Raw genomic sequence first — 19,381 nt, forward strand, 5'->3', positions numbered from 1 at the left:
GGCCGTTATACAGTGAGGAACTGTTTAGCGGCTGTTTTTTGTTGTAACTTCAGAAAATAACAAAAAAACCATCAGATTTCTCTGACGGTTTTGAGATCTTACTATAAAAAACGTCCAGCGTTCAAACTAACTTATCTGCTGCTCGTTTGTCTTCCTTTAGTGAACCACTCGGACTTTGGCTTTAGTGGAGGGTTAGACTTAGGCTTTGCTTTGGCAGGTTTAGATGCCGCTGGTTTTGCGCCCGCTGGTTTTGCGCCCGCTGGTTTAGCTGTTGAAGGTCTGGAGGTCGATGGTTTTGAAGAGGCAGATCTCGAACCTGACGGTTTAGAAGATCTTTCTGTCTTCATCTGCGTTTTACGAGACATCGGATACGGATGATCCTTCACTTCTGGAATCGATTTTCCGATCAATTTCTCAATATCCTTAAGGAACGGAAGCTCTTCAGATTCACAAAAAGATATTGCAGTCCCGCTTAATCCAGCTCTACCCGTACGACCGATCCGGTGCACATAGGTTTCTGGAATATTTGGCAAGTTGAAGTTGATTACATGAGACAGTTCATCTATATCAATTCCTCGCGCGGCGATATCCGTAGCTACAAGAACGCGGGTTGCACCACTTTTAAAATTCCGCAATGCATTCTGACGATCATTCTGCGATTTATTGCCATGAATGGCTTGTGCAGAAATGTTCACTTTCGCTAGATCACGGGTAACACGGTCCGCACCACGTTTGGTACGAGTAAATACCAGAGCAGAAATGATCGATTTATCCTGTAACAGAAGATTCAATTGATTCTGCTTATTTCCGTTCTCTAATAAATAGATCGATTGATCAATTCTATCCGCAGTAGATGACACGGGTGTAATTTCTACTTTTACTGGATTCACAAGCAAGGTTTTGATCAATTTGGAAATCTCAGTAGGCATCGTAGCCGAGAAAAATAGTGTTTGTTTCTTCGTAGGCATTTTGGCGATAATACGCTTTACATCATGGATAAAGCCCATATCTAGCATGCGGTCTGCTTCATCCAAAACAAGAATTTGGACATATTGTAAGTCCACACGTTTTTGATTGATCAGGTCGATAAGTCTACCTGGTGTAGCAATTAGAATATCAGCACCTTGATTCAGGGCTCGCTCTTGCACTTTCTGTGATACACCACCAACGATGGCAGCGGAGCGGATATCTGTGAATTGGCTATACGCTTTTATGTTATCAGCAATTTGAATCGCTAGTTCTCTTGTCGGTGTTAAGATCAGCGAGCGAATGCGTCGCACATTATTTGTTTTGTTGGGACTTGTTTGTTCGCTTAATAATTGAATGATAGGTACCGAAAAAGCAGCTGTCTTTCCTGTTCCCGTTTGAGCACATCCAAGTAAATCTCTACCAGCTAATACAGCTGGGATCGATTGCTCCTGTATAGGTGTAGGTGCTGTATAGTTTTCTTTGGTTAAAGCCTTTAAAATGGCAGGCATAATATTCAGTTCGTTAAATGTCATTGGGTCTCCTTAATTTCTAATACATATATTCTTATCATTAAATCCTTTTGTCACGTCACAAACAATAATCATAACACAATTAGTCACATAATAATAGATATTCTTTATCATTACACCAATTTTCATTAAAAATCCATTTCACGATACGATCCACTTTACTGTTGCAACAGCAATATACTTCCCATAATTATCTACGATGTGCTTTTCGTTAAGCGCTCGGACTCAGCCGCACTTATTTTGCAGATTCGTGGCTTTTTGCCGCGCTATCGGACTCAGTTGCAGCTATTCATGAAAATGAAGCCCAAATCAGTACAATTATAAGTTAATAAGAGCTATCCAGTCCGATACGTTAGCAAAACACATCAAAATACTGAAATAGCTGCAATATAGTCCAAAAAATGTTCAAGCCTACGTATCAACCCAATAATGTTTCCCAATACACAACAAATAAAGCGGAGGATTTCTCCCCCGCTTCTTATCATTCGAATAACTATGAAGACTATTCTACGATTTCAGCAGTGTCGCCATTGTTGGCACCAGCAGCATTAGCTTCGTCGGTATCAATATGCATATCAAGTTTGAAGCTGTCGGATACACGAGCAATTACGTTCTCCAATACGAGACCGCGATCGCCACCGAGACGAACTTTAAGCAATTGCTTATCAGCAATGCCCCAAGCTTGCGCTTCGGAAGTGTGGAAGTGAATGTGACGAGCTGCGATGATAACACCTTGTTCTAATTCAACTTCACCAGCAGGTCCTTTAAGCGTAATGCCAGGTGTTCCTTCAATATTTCCAGATTCGCGAACTGGAGCTTTCACGCCAAGTGCGAAGGAGTCAGTACGGGAAATTTCTAATTGGGAAGCCGGACGAGCAGGTCCCAAAATTCTTACCTTGTCAAATTTACCTTTGCTACCGATAACTGCTACTTGTTCATTTGCTGCAAATTGTCCTGGTTGGGAGAGTGGTTTGAACTCAGTTAATTGATATCCTGGGCCAAACAGAGCCTCCACGTGCTCTTGCGTAAGGTGAATATGTCTAGCCGACACACCTACGGGTACAGTCTTACTCATAGTAAAGTCACTCCTTGTATTTTCTCTAGTATCTGTACAAGCCATTAATCATTATACATCTTCTTACCCAAAAATAAAAAGGGCTGCATCATAACGAAGCCCCTTTTTTCGACAATTTATGTTTTTTGCACAAGATTGTCATGGTTTAGACACCTGAGCGGGTAAGTATGTGCTTAAAAAAGATGTTGCATTGTCATACATCCAGCCTTTTACAGTATCCTCAGGATAATAACGAAGTAACTGCCCTATAAGATCAGGGTATTTTCCCGGATGCTCCAACTTCTCTACCCAAATATCAATGCCGTCAAAATCCGAGCCAAACATTATGTGCTTCTCTCCACCCAGACTACATACATGTTCAATGTGCTTTAACAAATCATCCATACGAGCCTTCCCATCATCACATACAAACCACGGGTAAAAGGTCAGCCCCATTCTCCCGTCCATAGCGATTAAAGCTTTAATCTGCTCATCATCTAAATTTCTAACATGACCACAAATGGCTGCGGCATTTGAATGAGAAGCTATAAATGGACGAGCGCTTAAATCAGCCAACTCCCAGAACCCCGCTTGCGACAAATGAGAGACATCCAGCAGCATTCCACTGTGGTTGCACCAATCTACCAGCTTTTTTCCTTTTTCGGTAAATCCACCATTACGCTTCTCTAGCACACCATCTGCTGCCCAATTTGCATTATTCCAAGTTACACCAAGAAACCGTACTCCAAGTTCGAAACAGAGCTGAGCATAAAATAAGTTCCCTTCTAAGCCGTCTACGCCCTCCAGAGAGAGCATTGCCTGTGGAGGCGCTCCAACCATTCGATTCCCGACTTCCTCCTTCCACCGCAACCACTGAAGCCCATCTGTGCACACTATCTTTTGCCTAAAGAGATCAATTTGTCTTAGAACTTGTTCAAAGCTAGGTTTACCTCTGGTAGCTGAAAGATATATCGCAAAACATTGCAGCTCCACCCCACCAGATGCCAGCCGGTCTGCTGTTACATCTAATCGAGGATCATTGTCAAAATTAATATCCGGGTATGCTTGCATTTTGCTTAGCACATCACAATGAAAATCCGCCACCTTAAGCTTATCAGCGCGCATTGTACACCCCCACTTTCTCGCAGTTCCAGCCGTACATTCCATTTCCAAGCGCCTACTTCAAATACTATGCAAAAAAACGCCAGACTATAAACCAAAAGCAAAAAACCTGTTTACATAAGTAAACAGGTTCATTCATTCTATAGGTCTATTATCTGGGTTCAACAATCAGTTTAATCGCGGTTCGATCTTCTCCATCAATCACTATATCAGTGAAAGCAGGAATGCAGATCAAATCAACTCCGCTTGGTGCAACAAATCCCCGGGCAATGGCAACTGCTTTGACTGCTTGATTCAGTGCTCCAGCTCCAATAGCTTGTAATTCGGCCGATCCACGTTCACGAAGAACACCCGCTAATGCGCCGGCGACGGAATTTGGATTGGATTTAGCTGATACTTTTAATACATCCATAGTAAGTACCTCCCCTGGGAAAATAATGGTGTTCTTCCACTACTTTAGATGTTATTCGCGAGAGAAGAAATAATTCCTTCTTTTTACGGACCACGTCTTCCAAAAACGGTGTACAAGATACTCTTTTACGATATAAAAAATATCACACTACCCTAGCACGGCGAAATTACCGAATTAAACTATACTCTGTTCTACACTTAGCTCATAACCCATTCACCTTCACGCAGCCGTATCTTCTCCAGACGAGTTGCCGCACCAGTATTTTCATCTAATTCTGCAAATAAACCATGAAGCTGCCACTTGCCTTCATCGACAACAAATCGTGCTGGAAGCTGAGTTGTGAACTTATAAAGTACTGCATCTCTTTCCATACCCAGAATTCCCTCGCTTGAACCAACCATTCCCGCATCGGTCAAATACGCAGTGCCTCCTGGTAAAATCACATCATCATTCGTTTGAACATGAGTATGTGTACCTACTACGATCGATGCCCGACCATCCATGAAATACCCCATGGCGATTTTCTCAGAGGTTACCTCTGCATGGAAATCGACGAGAATACATTTATGATCTCTACGAAGCTCTTCCACAATTTCATCTCCAACACGGAAAGGACAATCAATAGCAGGTAAGAATGTCCGGCCTTGTAAATTTACTATGGCCAGTTCTTTACCGTTCCCTTTAACAACTGTATAACCTCTTCCCGGTGTTCCTGGCGGAAAATTAGCGGGACGAATAATCCGAGCTTCATCATCGATGAATTCAAAAATATCTTTGTTGTCCCATGTGTGATTCCCCATAGTTATACCGTGAACGCCCCAGTTAAAAAATTCATTCGCAATCGCCTTGGTGATCCCTCTACCTGCAGCAGAGTTTTCACCATTCACAATAATGATATGTGGCTGATATTTACTTTTTAGAGAGGGTAGCATCTCGCGAAGAGCCTTTCTACCAACATTTCCAACGATATCTCCAATAAATAGTACTTTAATGATTCTCTCCTCCTAATCTTAACCGCTATATCTAATGAATAAGACCTCATATTCAAAAGAAAAAAGGCCCCGCTTAGGGGCCAATTCTCAACAAATATAAGAAAGTATAAGTTACATCTTATCCCTTAACCTTATATTCCACCTATTTAGCGTATTCAACAGCCCGTGTCTCACGAATAACGGTAACTTTGATATGTCCTGGATAATCCAGTTCACTTTCAATCATCTTCGTAATATCGCGAGCAAGACGGAATGCCTCTGCATCGTCAATCTTCTCTGGCTGTACCATCACGCGTACCTCACGGCCTGCCTGAATAGCAAATGATTTCTCAACGCCTTCGAATGACTCTGAGATTTCTTCTAGTTTTTCTAGACGTTTAATATACGTTTCCAGTGTTTCACGGCGAGCACCAGGTCTTGCTGCTGACAATGCATCAGCTGCACCAACCAACATAGCTATAACCGAGGTAGCTTCGCAATCTCCATGATGAGACGCGATACTGTTAATAACAACCGGATGTTCCTTATATTTCTTCGCTAGTTCAACGCCGATCTCGACATGCGATCCTTCTACTTCATGATCCAGCGCTTTGCCGATATCATGGAGCAATCCTGCACGTTTTGCAAGCACGATGTCTTCCCCAAGCTCACCGGCCATCAGTCCAGTTAAATAAGCAACCTCCATGGAGTGCTTCAATACATTTTGACCATAGCTTGTACGGAATTTCAGACGACCCAGAATCTTGATCAAATCTGGATGCAATCCGTGAACACCCACTTCGAAAGTAGCTTGTTCACCGTATTCGCGAATTCGTTCGTCCACTTCTTTGCGGGATTTCTCCACCATCTCTTCAATTCGAGCGGGATGGATGCGTCCATCTGCCACAAGCTTCTCAAGTGCCGTACGAGCCACTTCACGGCGGATTGGATCAAATCCCGACAAAATAACTGCTTCCGGCGTATCATCAATAATGAGGTCGATACCTGTAAGAGTTTCGAGTGCACGAATGTTACGGCCTTCACGACCGATAATCCGACCCTTCATCTCTTCATTCGGCAGGGTAACAACTGAAACTGTTGTCTCCGCTACGTGATCAGCTGCACAGCGTTGGATAGCGAGTGTGATGATTTCGCGGGATTTCTTATCCGCTTCCTCTTTCGCCTGCTGTTCAATTTCTTTGATCATTTGAGCCGTTTCATGGCGAACTTCTTGCTCAACATTGCTAAGAATAATACTTCTTGCATCTTCGATGCTTAAATTGGAAATACGCTCCAATTCAGTGACTTGGTTTTTGTAAATAACATCAATTTGCTGTTGGGTTTCATCAATTCGTTTCTCTTTGTTAGCTACTTGTTCTTCTTTTCTTTCAAGCGATTCCATTTTTTTATCCAGAGATTCTTCCTTTTGCAGCAAACGTCTCTCTTGCCGTTGGATTTCATTCCGACGTTCACGAGTTTCTTTCTCAGCTTCAGTACGGATTCTATGGACTTCGTCCTTAGCTTCCAATACCGTTTCTTTCTTCAGCGCCTCAGCGTCTTTCTTCGCGTTCTCCACGATGACTACGGCTTCTCTTTCTGCGCTTTGAATTTTAGCTTCTGCAAGGGATTTACGAATAAAATAACCGAACCCAAAGAATAATGCAGCTACAACGAGAACGATAATGACCCAGATCCATGCTTGCATCTGTTCACCTCCTCGTTGGTTCCTCTCCAAGGTATATCCCTGGGAATTGTGCAGTTGTTAAACTATCCGTTCATCACCATACAAAAAACCGGTAAACAACCGATTGCCATACTGCACATGCTGCACATGCACACTGCCCGCCTTATCCGGCGATTACATTTCATATGAGTTGTACGCGAATCGTTTTTAAAAAGTCCCCTTTTTGGGAAGGAAAAAGGTTTCTTACTTTATGCCGATTCATGTTATATTTTATTATTTATAAAAAGACATTGTCAAGAGAGTCGATATGAGCATTAATGTCAAGAGAATCAGTGAGTCTAGTAAAATTCCTCATCTTCACCCTCATAATTGTCTTCCTCAAGTAAAGTATTGATCACTTGTCGCACCATATCGCCCGAGAATCCACGCCGCATTAAGAAGGCTCCAGTCTTTCTGCGCTTATCTGTGGCTTCACCACGAATGAGATTCCATTTCTTACGTCCAATCTGAAGTGCACTCTCTAGTTCTTGTTCAGGACTGACATTCTCCAGTGCTTCCGAGATCAAGGTTTTGTCGATTCCTTTCTCACGTAGCTCTTGGCGAATCCACATTTTCCCCTTTCGCTGGTTCGTAATGCGTTGCTCCGCCCATTGCTTTGCATACAAAGGGTCATCAAGAAATCTTTCCTGCTGTAGCCGTTGCACCACTTCCGCAATAATAGTCTCCCCTATTTCCTTCTGCCGTAAACGGCGAATCATTTCCATAGCGGTTCGCGGCTTTCGTTCTAGATAACGAAGCCCTTCTACATAAGCTCGTTGACGCTCATCGGCAACAACAATTTCCTCCAAATCGGCTTTCATAAAAGAATTTCCAGTAATCATCCGATATTTAATCATGACGTCTTCGTGCACAGTCATGTTATAGGCTCCGAAATGTATGATATAGCGGTGGTCCGATTTCTTCTGACGTTCTACCTTAGTAATTTCTAAAAGTTCTCCTTCAGGAAAATCAGATAGGACCTGTACGTCCTGCTCATCCGATTCAAAATCCATGTCCAGCTGTATTACCATAGTTGCTTGTCACCTCATAGCAAGAAAATATCCCCACAAAGTGTGGCTTAACTTCGATACGTACTCAGGTACTTTGCGGGGACCCCAAATATACATTTTCTGATGTGTTAAGAAAAGACACCCTGCAACAATCAATCACAGGGCGTCCTATTCCTTAATAAATTCTATTGTTCGATTTCGAGAAGTAGTTTTTCTTCTTCCTCTTGCTCTGCAATGATTTCCGCTTCATTTGGTGCAGCAACAATAGTGGACAGGTTACTTGCTTCACGAATCTTGTTCTCAATGATGAGTGCAATATCTTGATGTTCCTTCAAGAACTGTTTGGCATTCTCACGTCCTTGGCCGAGACGCTCACCCTCATAGGAATACCATGCACCACTCTTATTCACGATGTCCATTTCAGTACCGATGTCTACAAGACTTCCTTCTCTGGAAATCCCTTCACCATACATGATATCAACATCAGCTTGTTTAAATGGAGGTGCTACCTTATTCTTCACAATCTTGATCTTGGTACGGTTACCTACAACGTCGTTACCCATCTTAATACTTTCAACACGACGAACATCCAAGCGCACGGAAGAGTAGAATTTCAGCGCCCGACCACCCGGAGTTGTCTCAGGGTTACCGAACATAACACCAATTTTCTCACGAAGCTGGTTAATAAAGATAGCAATTGTATTCGATTTACTAATGGCACCAGATAGCTTCCGAAGCGCTTGAGACATCAAACGAGCCTGTAGGCCGACGTGAGAATCACCCATGTCGCCTTCAATTTCCGCTTTAGGAACCAAAGCAGCTACAGAGTCAACGACAATAATATCTACTGCGCCACTACGAACAAGTGCTTCAGCAATCTCAAGTGCCTGTTCACCCGTATCTGGCTGAGATAGCAACAATTCATCAATGTTTACGCCCAAGTTACGCGCATACTTCGGATCGAGCGCATGCTCAGCATCGATAAATGCAGCTTGTCCACCTTGTTTTTGAACTTCTGCAATAGCATGAAGAGCAACAGTTGTTTTACCGGAGGATTCAGGTCCGTACACTTCAATAATACGTCCCTTTGGAAGTCCGCCTATACCTAACGCAATATCAAGTGCCAAAGATCCGCTAGGTACAACTTCCACTTGCATATGAGTGGATTCTCCCAGTTTCATGATCGAACCTTTACCAAATTGTTTTTCTATTTGACGAAGCGCCATATCAAGCGCTGCACGACGATCTGACAATCAGACCACTTCCTTCACTGTTTATAATAATATAATAACGTGTTTGTGAGGTCTTGCCAAGCTTTTTTTCGAACATACATTCGTTTTTTTTGTCTTAAGCGTTAATTATCCCTTTTATTGTAAGCCTCCCTCCGGATATAGAAGTTAACTATTTTCTTCACTTCACCGGACATCAACGACTTATGATCCTAACTAAAAATAGTGATCAAAATCTCTGCAGATATACAAAAAACCGCAGCAAAGAAATCTCAGTGCCACGGTTCTTCCGTATGTTTCAATTATAACTGGGCTAAACTCCCATTACAAGTCTGAACCCTCAAGTGGTGTCTCCACCTTGCGTTCCTCAAGTCTGCGCCATAGTCGATACAGCAGAGCTTTAACAGTACGCAGGCGGATATTTTCACGAGTACCTTTAAGATTAAGCTCATATACCTCTGTCTTACGCCCACGTTCAGCCAGACCAATAAATACAAGCCCAACTGGCTTACGTTCAGAATAGCCCGGTCCTGCTACACCTGTTACAGATAAACCGAAATCACTGTCCGCGATCATTCTCACCTGATCAGCTAACACCTCGGCAACTTCACGACTCACTGCCCCAGGAGCATTTGGCCCCTCCAAATAAGCACTTGGCACATTCAGAAGCTTTTTCTTTAGGTCGTTAGAATAACAGACAATTCCTCCCGCAAACATCGAAGCACTACCTGGAATGTTGGTTATACTCTCCATCAGCAAGCCTCCAGTGCAACTCTCCGCCGCGCTTAAAGTCAGACCTGCATCCGCCATCCAATCCACAATTAGCTGCTCCAGTGGCACATCAATATTTGCATATAAATGTTCTGGTAAAATCTCTTTGATCTGATTCTCCAGAATCTCCAGCTTCTTGAAAGCTTCATGCTCGGAAGGCGCCTTTGTCGAAATACGGACGGTTACCTCTCCCTCTTTAGCGTAAGGAGCGATGGTCGGATCAGTCTGGCTGTGAATAAGATCAATGAGTTTATCCTCAAGCAGGGATTCCCCGATACCAGCGAATTTAAGCATTTTAGAATAAATTGGCATTTCTGTCGTCAGTGCATGCTGCTGGAGCCACGGTACAGCCTTATCTACGAACATCGGTTTCATCTCACGAGGTGGACCAGGAAGCACAATATAATATTTCTTTTCATGCTCAAAAGCAATACCAACAGCAAGACCGATCTCATTCGGCAAAGGTGTTGTTCCTTCAATTATAAGTGCCTGTTTACGGTTATTCTCCGTCATAACGATCTTTCGATCATCAAAGAAACGTTGCACATGATCCATTGCCATGCGATCTATATGGAGTGTTCGACCTAGAGCAGCAGCCAGTGCATCTTTCGTAAGATCATCCTCTGTCGGACCAATACCACCGGTAAAAATGATAACATCAGCTCTACTTTGAGCGATTTCAATCGCTTGCTGCAAGCGACTGCTGTTATCGCCAACCACGGTTTGAAAATATACATCAATGCCAATAGCAGCTAGTTCTATAGACAAAAACTGGGCATTACTATTTACGATTTGACCGAGCAAAAGCTCCGTGCCTACTGCTATAATCTCCGCTTTCATACCTGGCTTTCGCCTCCTCGTTATAATGTAGATACACTGCTTTTAGGGTTTAAAAAAGGTAATAGGTGCTTTACCTATTACCTCTCCTATATATAGCTACCTAAAATGCTTAAGCATTATGCAGCTGTAGCAGATCCTTATTCTTCACAAAATAATCAATTCCAGAGTAAATAGTGATCAAGGCTGCAGCCCAAATGGCAATATCGTCTACAGGAATGCTGACGAATTGAAATGGGAAATTGTTCAACAACAGCAGTGAGATCGCTACAATTTGTACAACCGTCTTTATTTTACCCCATTTGCTGGCGGCAACCACTTTTCCCTCTAACAATGCTATCTGGCGAAGCCCGGTTACTGCGAACTCACGACTTATGATAACAATTGCGATCCATGAGTCACATCTGCCCAATTCCACAAGTGAAATCAGAACTGCAGAAACTAACAGCTTGTCCGCTAACGGATCAAGAAGTTTACCGAGATTGGTGACCATATTATATTTCCTTGCTATGTAGCCGTCTATTCCATCTGTGCTCGCAGCAAGCAAAAAGATTACAGCTGCTACCAAATGATTAACAGATAGCTGAAAAGAGCCCCAATGTATCGGTTCTGGATAAAAGCTGAAATCCACCAGTAAGAAAAACATCATAATCGGGATCAGGCAAATACGTGCTAGCGTGATGCGGTTGGGCAAATTCACTGAAGTTCCTCCCCTAAATCGTTCATACAAATCGCCTGAGTCAGGCTCATCTATTTCTACTTAAGCAAGTATATTATAGCTATAAATAGGTGTCAAAAAAAATACAAAGCACCCCGCATCATGGTGCTAATAAGCACTGCGGGGTACAAAATTCTATTTTAAGTTGTTGAACTGCAGGTCCAGCGGCAAATCAGCTTTACGCAAAATCTGGATAATTTGTTGCAAATCATCGCGACTCTTACCAGTTACGCGGATCTGATCTCCTTGAATCTGGCTCTTCACCTTCAATTTCGAATCACGAATCAGGATATTAATCTTTTTCGCGTTCTCCTGATCGATTCCTTGCTTAAGCCCTAAGCGCTGACGAACACTTCCCAGAGAAGCTGGCTCCACTTTACCGAAATCCAAGTTTTTCAGCGTGATGCCTCTCTTTACCATCTTTGATTGTAAAATATCAATAACAGCATTTAACTTATATTCATCCTCAGAGGCGATAATAAGAGCGTCTTTCTCAAGCTTCAGACTGCTTTTACTGTTCTTAAAGTCAAATCGGTTATCAATTTCTTTCTCCGTTTGGTGAATCGCATTCGTTAATTCCTGCATATCCATTTTAGATACGATATCAAATGAACTTTCTGAACTCATAACTCCACGTCCTTTGTTCTTTTTAGTCTGCTACTATTATAAAAGAATGATACCCTTAAGTCTAATTTTGGATAATATGTACCTCACCCGACACAGAAAACAGCCCCACAAAGTGGAGCTTTTCCTTCGAAATGAGTTCTGTTCAATGGGTAGAAACACGTCTCCAGCGGAAGTATACCATTGGAGACGCTCATTTCTAAGTTTTCTATCTGCTTCGGACTGGGTTTCGAAACATATCCAGAATCCCAAGCACAATATGCGCAAGACCGAAACCGAGAATTCCATAACCCCAAGCACTTGGTGTCATATAATATCCGATGAGACTGACAACAACCCCAAGTCCAGCAACAATCCAGCTAACAATCATAAAAATGTACACCTCACTTTGGCTAAGAACTGGAAACATTCTTATGTTCCCCGTAAAGCCAAAGTCTATGCATCGTATTTCTTATTGGCCTGTTTCATTAGTCTGGTCAGTAGTATCTGTGGTTCCTTCATTCTGGATCGCTTCGCTTCCAGTACCATCATCCAGATTAAGCAGCAGTCGGGATGAAGTCTTTTCATCTGTAATTACTTGTCCATTAACAGTAATCTCAGTAGCTGGTGAATAACCAGATTTAATATAGATTCCTTCACTTCCAAGAACAAAACTCATACGATCTCCTGCAGCTGTATTACCAAATGAGAGTTTCTCACCTTTAGAGTTCTCACCTTTATACACCTCAAGCCAACTTACCCCAGTAGCAGAAATCTCAACCTTCACTTCACTTCCAGCCGGAGCTGAAACCTTGAATTTTGTTGTTTTGCCTGACTTCCCATCCGGTGTAACTGTAATGGATTGCGGAGAAGGCGTAGGTGTTGGAGTCGGCGTAGGCTCTGTAGTAGGTTCAGTTGTTGCTTCTGCACCTGCCGAAGAAGTTGGCGCCACAACTCCACCTCCTGAAGCCGGTGGTGATGTTTGTGCTGTCGTAGGATCCTGCTGTTCATTCGTCAGATTCGTCTGATCAATCTGATCAGGGTCCGGTTTGTTCAAACTAGAGGCATAAATGTAAATCACAACAATAATTAATATTGGAAATGTCCACATTAGCACTGTTGGCAGCCATTTTGCATTCCGTTCGGTTTCAGGTCTACGGCTGCGTTTTTGAATCACCGTTTCCATGGCTGTGTCTTCGGGAGGGGCAGGTACATTCCCATGCTCCTCTAGCAGTTCGTCAGGACTCATCCCTACTGCCTCTGCGTACGTTTTGATAAACGCCCTAACATAAAAACTTCCTGGAAGCACCTTATAGTCTCCAGACTCGATGGCTTCCAAATACTTTTTGCGAATTTTCGTTACTTCCTGGACATCGTCAAGACTCATCCCTTTTTGCAGACGCGCCTCTTTCAATTGCCGGCCCAGTTCCGACATACCATCACCTCCTGTAAATTTCAATGAATATCATTGTTCATTGTTGTTCTATAAATCATCACTGTAGCTAGTCGTGAACGACTCGTACAATATTTCTTCATTTGGATTATTGCGAAGCTCGATAATAATATCAAAATCATCAAAGGTGTACTCAGATTCCCGCACAAAAATATCTGGATGCTCGATCACTTTCGTACTTGGCATACTCATAACATTTTGTAATAAATTATAATGCTTCTCATTGGAGCGGATCGTACTAACAATACCATCAATAATAAATACATTATGTGGGTTCATCTCATCTTCTGCTAATTGACTTCGAACCGTCTGACGTAAAAGTGTCGAGGAGACAAATGTCCAACGCTTCATAGCGCAGACACTGCCAGCAATGATTGATTCCGTTTTTCCTACACGGGGCATACCTCGAAGTCCTATTACCTGATTTCCATCTTTTTTAAACAGTTCCCCGAGAAAATCGACCAATAGACCAAGCTCATCCCGAGTAAAACGAAACGTCTTCCGATCATCTGAATCCCGTTCAATATATCGCCCATGGCGCACAGCCAGCTTGTCTACGAGTCTTGGAGACCGCAGAGCTGAAACTGTAATATTATCAACTTTCTTGAGCATTTCGCCCATCAGCATTATTTTGTCATCGTCATTGGTCTCCAGCAACATTCCGCGAGTCTTTCCTTCAACGCCATTAATCGTCAGAATGTTGACTTCTAGCATCCCTAACATTGAAGCGATATCACCAAGCAGACCGGGTCTGTTCTTGTGAATCTTGTATTCCATATACCATTGTTTATATTCCACTTGTACACCTCATAGATTCCTTTTCCCGCACTTTGATATACATCAAAAAAATGCCGTTCAGACAAAGGGGTCTGAAACACGGGTCATGTTAATGATATATAAAATAAAAATGAAAGGCAAGGTCAGTCCTGTAATAATTGCAGAAAAGCTCCCACAAGGGGAGCTTTTCCGCAAGCTTAGGCGTGATTTTTCGCCAACTTGACCATGAGTTTTGCGATCGTTTGCTTTTCTTCATCGTTGCCGACGTCCCATAGCTCTTTGATCGCACGGTTTTGAGTGTTTGCTGGATCCACTTTTTCATCGAGAAATTCCCCGATTTCAAAAGCCAGCTTTGAGATTGTGTCTTCACTCATCCCAAGTTTCTCCGCCTGTACAACTCGTTTTCCTAGAAATTTCTTCCAGGTGTCAAAATTTTTGATTACGCTATCTTCTTGTGTCATCTTAAATCCTCCTTCATGTTTACGGTCAAACACCTGCATACAGGCTGTAAGCCGCCTTACGTGAGATTTAAAAACAACACTTATAATATGTCTCAGACACTAAGTTCTTATGCTGGAGCTTTTCTCCAACTAAGAATTAGGTAATCCACCCACCGTTCGGACTAATAATCTGGCCAGTGATATACCCGGACTCAGGCAAAGCCAAAAAATAAATTAGTGAAGATATTTCATTAGGAGTAGCTAAGCGTCCTGCCGGAATTTCATCCTCCAGCATACGGACTTCATCCTCCTGTAAATTGGACAGCATGTTCGTATTAACCGCTCCTGGAGCTACCGCGTTAACAGTTACACCAGATGGAGCCAACTCTTTAGCTAAAGCCTTTGTAAAGGCATTCACTCCACCCTTACTAGCCGAATAAGCTACTTCGCAAGAAGCTCCCGTGATCCCCCATACAGAAGAAACGTTAATGATACGACCATAACGCTGAGACACCATGTACGGCATAAAGATCTGACTGCACATAAAGGTTCCCTTCAAGTTAATGGACATAATATCATCCCATTCCTCTTCGGTCACATCAGCAAGCATTCCGTAATGCGATTTACCGGCATTATTGACGAGGATATCCGGCTGCATCCCATTACTCTCAAGCTTTTCCGCCATACGTACAATCTGACTACGATCCTTCATATCCGCGTTTACTGTCATTACCTTTGCGCCAAGGGCCATACAACGGCGAGCGACATCATTCGCAGCTTCATGCGAGTGCTTGTAATGAATAACAATGTTCATCCCCACAGAAGCAAATCGTTCTGCAATGGCGCCACCGATCCCTCCGCTGCCCCCTGTAACAAGCACTGTCATTTCCCCTAGTGGTTTGCTGCTCTCTCCCAAAACGCTCACCTAAGGACTCACCACCAATGAAATGGCTAGCTGTTCCCAGTTTACATGGGCTTGCAGACGCTCATTAACTTCTGCCAAAGTAATCGATTCGTACATAGGCAGAACTTCAAACAGGTCACCACCGCGGAACTGGTAGCGTGTAAATTCATGTGCGATACTTTCAGGGGAATTCAGCATGCGCAAATAACCGCCAATTTTCTTTTTCCGAGCCCGCTCGAAATCCTTCTCCGCAAAGCCGGACTTTAAGATTAGATCTATTTCTTCTTTAATTCGTTTTAAAAGCAAATCAGGATCCTTCGTATCCCCACCCATTGCAGAAAAAGCATATTGTGGAGAACTATTAAATTCATGTCCAAAGCTGTCCGAGATCAATTCCTCATCATATAGCTTTTGATACAATGCTGTGCTACTACCTACCAACAAATCGAGCATTAGCTTCGTTATCAGGTCGCGTTTCAGAGAAGCTTCACCCGTTAGACCATCTACCTTTTCCTTGAAACCAAACATGATTTTTGGCATCGAGACGGCAAGCTTACTTTCTAGACGTTTTGTAGCAACTTGTTCGGGTTCATCTTCAAAAATACGCTTGATTTCACCCTGCTTGCCGTAGGTTTTACCCTTTTGGTTACTGCGAACCAAGGAGAATACTTTCTCCGGATCCACACCCCCAACCACGAACAACAGCATATTGCTAGGATGATAAAAAGCGTTATAACAGGTGTACAGCGTTTCTTTTGTGATCGTACTAATCGATTCTACCGTACCGGCAATGTCAATCCGAACCGGATGCTTCGAATACATCGCTTCAATAAGGCCAAAATAGACGCGCCAGTCCGGATTATCAGCATACATATTGATTTCTTGACCAATAATTCCCTTTTCCTTTTCTACATTCTCATCTGTAAAATAAGGTCGCTGAACAAAATCAACGAGCGTACTAAGGTTGGTTTCTATATTCTCAGTTGCCGAGAAAAGATAAACCGTCTGGTCAAAGCTTGTAAAGGCATTAGCGGAGGCTCCATTTGAAGCAAAGGTAGCAAAAATATCGCCTTCTGGCTCTTCGAACATTTTGTGCTCTAAAAAGTGAGCTATACCATCAGGAACAGTGGTCTCTTCTCCACCTGCAACATGAAAATGATTGTCAACGGAACCGTATTTAGTAGCAAATGTAGCATAGGTCTTGTTGAAGGTTGGTTTCGGCAACACATATACCTGAAGCCCGTTATCCATGACCTCATGATAAATGGTCTCTTGAAGTCTGTCGTAATGAATTTGTTCCATCGTTATTCCTCCTTCCCTGTCAAGAAATAAATCGTATCTAGCTGAAAGGTTTCGGCGGCGGCTTTTACATCTTCAGCACCGATTTGTTCCACCTGCCCCAATAGCTGATCCGTTGTCCGTTCTTTTCCTGACAACTGGCGGTTGAAGTCGTAAGAGATCATTTCAAAAGCGGAATCCGGAATCTCGGAAAGCTGATTGCGAATCATGGCTTTAGTCTGACTCAATTCCAGATCACTGATATTGCCAGCTTTCATCTCTTCCAATTGCTTCTCTATAATGTCCACGGCTTTGCCGTAATTTTGTGTTTCGATGCCTGATTGAATCGTTCCAATGCCCTTGTGCCCGTCATAACGAGACGAAGCATAATATGCAAGACTTGCCTTCTCACGTACGTTAACGAAAAGTTTAGAGTGTGGATACCCTCCTAATATTCCGTTGTACATAAGTGCGGACGCGTAATTATCATCCTTATAAGTAATAGAGGTGCGTAGACCCAGGTTCAGCTTGCCCTGACTGACATCCAGCTTCTCTTCTACAGTCCTCACCTCATTAACTGATACAGGTACGAACTTAGAGCTGTATAAGCCCACCTCGGACTGAACCCGACCGAAATGACTCTGTACAAGCTTTTCTACTTCCTCAGCTGTTGTGTCACCCACTACATAGAGATCAAGGATGGCATCATCCAGCCAGGAATTATACGATTCATACAAACTTTTCGGAGTGATTTGATCCAGATCCGCTCTTTGCCCCAGAGGGTGAAGACGATATGGCTCGTTACGGCACATTTCCTCAATACAGCGCTCAGCAGCGTAACGTATCTTGTCATTTACGATGGACTCCAGCTTCTTGCGAACGGTTTCACGCTCCGTTGCAACATACGAAGGTCGGAAGCTGCCGTCTTCAACTAATGGACGAGTCAGTACTTCACCTAAGAAAGCGAAGGATTGTTCAAGTAAGCTCTCCTGGCTTTGCACAAAAGAGTCATTAATAGTATCCATGCGGAACTGAACGATTTGATAATCGCCTCTTTTATAAATATCAAACCCGAACCCAGCGCCATACAGTTCCTCCAAACGCTCACGGAATTGCGTGGTCTCTGGATAAGTCGCGGTACCTCTGCGAAGCACGAATGGAGCTAGTGCAGTTGAGGTCACAGTATTCTCGTCAAGAGGGATACCCGCATAAAGTGAGATCGCGTAGGTCTTGAACGCCTTGGTTGGCATAACGTGAATACGCAAGCCTCCAACGGTACCATGCTGAAATACATTATTAGTCAAGTCCAAAACTCCTTTACGGCGTGGATAGTTGCTCTATATCATGTTTATGAATTAATAACCATTCTAAACCATTCCAAAGTAAGGAAGCAACCGGAAGCCTCTTCCCGGTTGCTCTCTGAATTCCCTATCCTTCTTTTCTACATACAGAAAATATGCTGTCCTATCGTCTTCACCTGAGGACGGGTCCAAATCCATTTAGAGGTCGCCGTTTTAGGGTTAAAGTAATACAAACATCCTCCAGTGGGGTCCCAACCACTGAGTGCTTGCTGTACTGCTTTACGTGCTTGCTCGTTCGGCTCCAGATAGATCTGACCATCGGCTACAGCTGTAAATGCTCTCGGTTGAAAAATAACGCCAGACGGTGTATTCGGGAAGCTAGGTGATTTAACTCGGTTTAAAATGACTGCCGCAACAGCAACCTGACCTTCGAAAGGCTCACCTCTGGCTTCTCCATAAACGGCATTGGCCATGATCTTCAGATCATTCTCCGATATGCCCATCGAATTACCTGAAGACAATCCTGGAGAATTCGTTTTATCGGACGTATTTGTTTTATTACCAGTGTTATTCTGTGCTGTCTTATTTCCCGTTCCCGTAGAAGGCTCGGTTGGCTTCCAGTTCTTCGTTGCGTTATACAACTTCAGCTTTGTTTTGGCACCTACAATGCCATCAGACTTCATTCCGAATTTCCATTGAAACCAGGTTACCGCATTCTTCGTTTTAGGACCAAAATGACTGTCTATTTTTCCTGCATAATAACCTAAATACTTTAAACGTCCCTGCAATTCATAGACATCCTGACCCGTGGACCCAAGTTTGATGGGTGTCGTACTGAAAGCCGGCAAGGCTTCCACTTCAGGATTATTTAACTCGTGGACAAATGACGCAGCAGCACTTTGCTTGGACTGAACAATGCCATTCCCCTTGAAAAACGTTCCTGCAAACGGCGCGGCAGCAAGTGCAAGAGTTAAAGCAGCAAATATCCACATCTTTTGTTTCTTCATAGGGTTCGCTCTACCTTTCTTTTGTAAGTTCTGCATGGATGGCTAAAGTTATTATGACGACTGTCAGTGCATCCTATGCATTACTAAAAAAGAAGAAGTAGCTTTTCATTGTAATTGAGAATTATTATCAACTATAATCGACATAAGAAAAAAATGGAGTTGATATTAATCATGAATTTAAAGGACCACATTTTACTGTGGAACCACGCATTAATAGAAATTATAGATACGCCATACTTCTCAACAATTTAGTGATAAAAATTCACAATATA

At 43.0% G+C, this 19,381-nt stretch carries 19 protein-coding genes; all 19 read right to left on the reverse strand.

All coding sequences use genetic code 11. The features are described 5' to 3' along the window. Positions 1 to 131: 131 nt before the first annotated feature. Positions 132 to 1,502: a DEAD/DEAH box helicase gene (locus QNH28_RS17850; protein WP_283907887.1), complete on the reverse strand. Its 1,371-nt coding sequence runs from the start codon at positions 1,500 to 1,502 to the stop codon at positions 132 to 134. A gap of 499 nt (positions 1,503 to 2,001) precedes the next feature. Continuing rightward, positions 2,002 to 2,574 (reverse strand): phosphate propanoyltransferase, encoded by a 573-nt coding sequence (gene pduL, locus QNH28_RS17855; protein WP_283907888.1) that lies wholly within the window; start codon positions 2,572 to 2,574, stop codon positions 2,002 to 2,004. Between the two features lie 138 nt (positions 2,575 to 2,712). Continuing rightward, positions 2,713 to 3,678 carry a dipeptidase gene (locus tag QNH28_RS17860; RefSeq protein WP_283907889.1) on the reverse strand — a complete coding sequence of 322 codons (966 nt, stop codon included), beginning with the start codon at positions 3,676 to 3,678 and terminating at the stop codon, positions 2,713 to 2,715. Positions 3,679 to 3,826: 148 nt separating this feature from the next. Then, a complete protein-coding gene (locus tag QNH28_RS17865) occupies positions 3,827 to 4,087 on the reverse strand; it encodes a stage V sporulation protein S (protein WP_019910496.1) in 261 nt (86 codons plus the stop codon). A gap of 197 nt (positions 4,088 to 4,284) precedes the next feature. Further along, a complete protein-coding gene (locus QNH28_RS17870; protein WP_283912195.1) occupies positions 4,285 to 5,079 on the reverse strand; it encodes a TIGR00282 family metallophosphoesterase in 795 nt (264 codons plus the stop codon). A 142-nt stretch (positions 5,080 to 5,221) separates the two neighbouring features. Then, positions 5,222 to 6,763: a ribonuclease Y gene (gene rny, locus QNH28_RS17875; RefSeq protein WP_042128807.1), complete on the reverse strand. Its 1,542-nt coding sequence runs from the start codon at positions 6,761 to 6,763 to the stop codon at positions 5,222 to 5,224. A 317-nt stretch (positions 6,764 to 7,080) separates the two neighbouring features. Beyond that, a complete protein-coding gene (locus QNH28_RS17880) occupies positions 7,081 to 7,812 on the reverse strand; it encodes a regulatory protein RecX (protein ID WP_283907890.1) in 732 nt (243 codons plus the stop codon). Between the two features lie 164 nt (positions 7,813 to 7,976). Beyond that, positions 7,977 to 9,044 (reverse strand): recombinase RecA, encoded by a 1,068-nt coding sequence (gene recA / locus QNH28_RS17885; protein ID WP_042128809.1) that lies wholly within the window; start codon positions 9,042 to 9,044, stop codon positions 7,977 to 7,979. A 300-nt stretch (positions 9,045 to 9,344) separates the two neighbouring features. Continuing rightward, positions 9,345 to 10,631 (reverse strand): competence/damage-inducible protein A, encoded by a 1,287-nt coding sequence (locus QNH28_RS17890; protein ID WP_283907891.1) that lies wholly within the window; start codon positions 10,629 to 10,631, stop codon positions 9,345 to 9,347. A 109-nt stretch (positions 10,632 to 10,740) separates the two neighbouring features. Continuing rightward, positions 10,741 to 11,328 (reverse strand): CDP-diacylglycerol--glycerol-3-phosphate 3-phosphatidyltransferase, encoded by a 588-nt coding sequence (pgsA, locus tag QNH28_RS17895; RefSeq protein ID WP_036688397.1) that lies wholly within the window; start codon positions 11,326 to 11,328, stop codon positions 10,741 to 10,743. A 153-nt stretch (positions 11,329 to 11,481) separates the two neighbouring features. Continuing rightward, positions 11,482 to 11,973, reverse strand: a complete 492-nt coding sequence (locus QNH28_RS17900; RefSeq protein ID WP_042128814.1) for a YajQ family cyclic di-GMP-binding protein — start codon at positions 11,971 to 11,973, stop codon at positions 11,482 to 11,484. Positions 11,974 to 12,178: 205 nt separating this feature from the next. After that, positions 12,179 to 12,340 carry a hypothetical protein gene (locus tag QNH28_RS17905; protein ID WP_283907892.1) on the reverse strand — a complete coding sequence of 54 codons (162 nt, stop codon included), beginning with the start codon at positions 12,338 to 12,340 and terminating at the stop codon, positions 12,179 to 12,181. 81 nt (positions 12,341 to 12,421) lie between these two features. Next, positions 12,422 to 13,384 (reverse strand): helix-turn-helix domain-containing protein, encoded by a 963-nt coding sequence (locus tag QNH28_RS17910; protein WP_283907893.1) that lies wholly within the window; start codon positions 13,382 to 13,384, stop codon positions 12,422 to 12,424. Between the two features lie 48 nt (positions 13,385 to 13,432). After that, complete coding sequence (locus QNH28_RS17915; protein WP_042128818.1) at positions 13,433 to 14,200, reverse strand: DUF3388 domain-containing protein; 768 nt, start codon at positions 14,198 to 14,200, stop codon at positions 13,433 to 13,435. 176 nt (positions 14,201 to 14,376) lie between these two features. Further along, positions 14,377 to 14,640, reverse strand: coding sequence for a DUF3243 domain-containing protein (locus tag QNH28_RS17920; RefSeq protein ID WP_042189396.1), 264 nt, complete (start codon positions 14,638 to 14,640; stop codon positions 14,377 to 14,379). 136 nt (positions 14,641 to 14,776) lie between these two features. Further along, entirely contained in the window at positions 14,777 to 15,505 is a 729-nt protein-coding gene (ymfI, locus tag QNH28_RS17925; RefSeq protein WP_042132274.1) for an elongation factor P 5-aminopentanone reductase, read from the reverse strand. Between the two features lie 39 nt (positions 15,506 to 15,544). Next, the gene (gene yfmH, locus QNH28_RS17930; protein WP_283907894.1) at positions 15,545 to 16,825 is read right to left on the reverse strand and encodes an EF-P 5-aminopentanol modification-associated protein YfmH; all 1,281 of its coding nucleotides are present in this window, start codon (positions 16,823 to 16,825) and stop codon (positions 15,545 to 15,547) included. A gap of 2 nt (positions 16,826 to 16,827) precedes the next feature. Then, positions 16,828 to 18,051: an EF-P 5-aminopentanol modification-associated protein YfmF gene (gene yfmF, locus QNH28_RS17935; RefSeq protein WP_481858396.1), complete on the reverse strand. Its 1,224-nt coding sequence runs from the start codon at positions 18,049 to 18,051 to the stop codon at positions 16,828 to 16,830. Between the two features lie 191 nt (positions 18,052 to 18,242). Further along, positions 18,243 to 19,109, reverse strand: a complete 867-nt coding sequence (gene sleB / locus QNH28_RS17940) for a spore cortex-lytic enzyme (RefSeq protein ID WP_283907896.1) — start codon at positions 19,107 to 19,109, stop codon at positions 18,243 to 18,245. Between the last annotated feature and the right edge of the window lie 272 nt (positions 19,110 to 19,381).

The sequence above is a fragment of the Paenibacillus sp. G2S3 genome, assembly GCF_030123105.1.
Taxonomy (GTDB): Bacteria; Bacillota; Bacilli; order Paenibacillales; family Paenibacillaceae; genus Paenibacillus_AQ.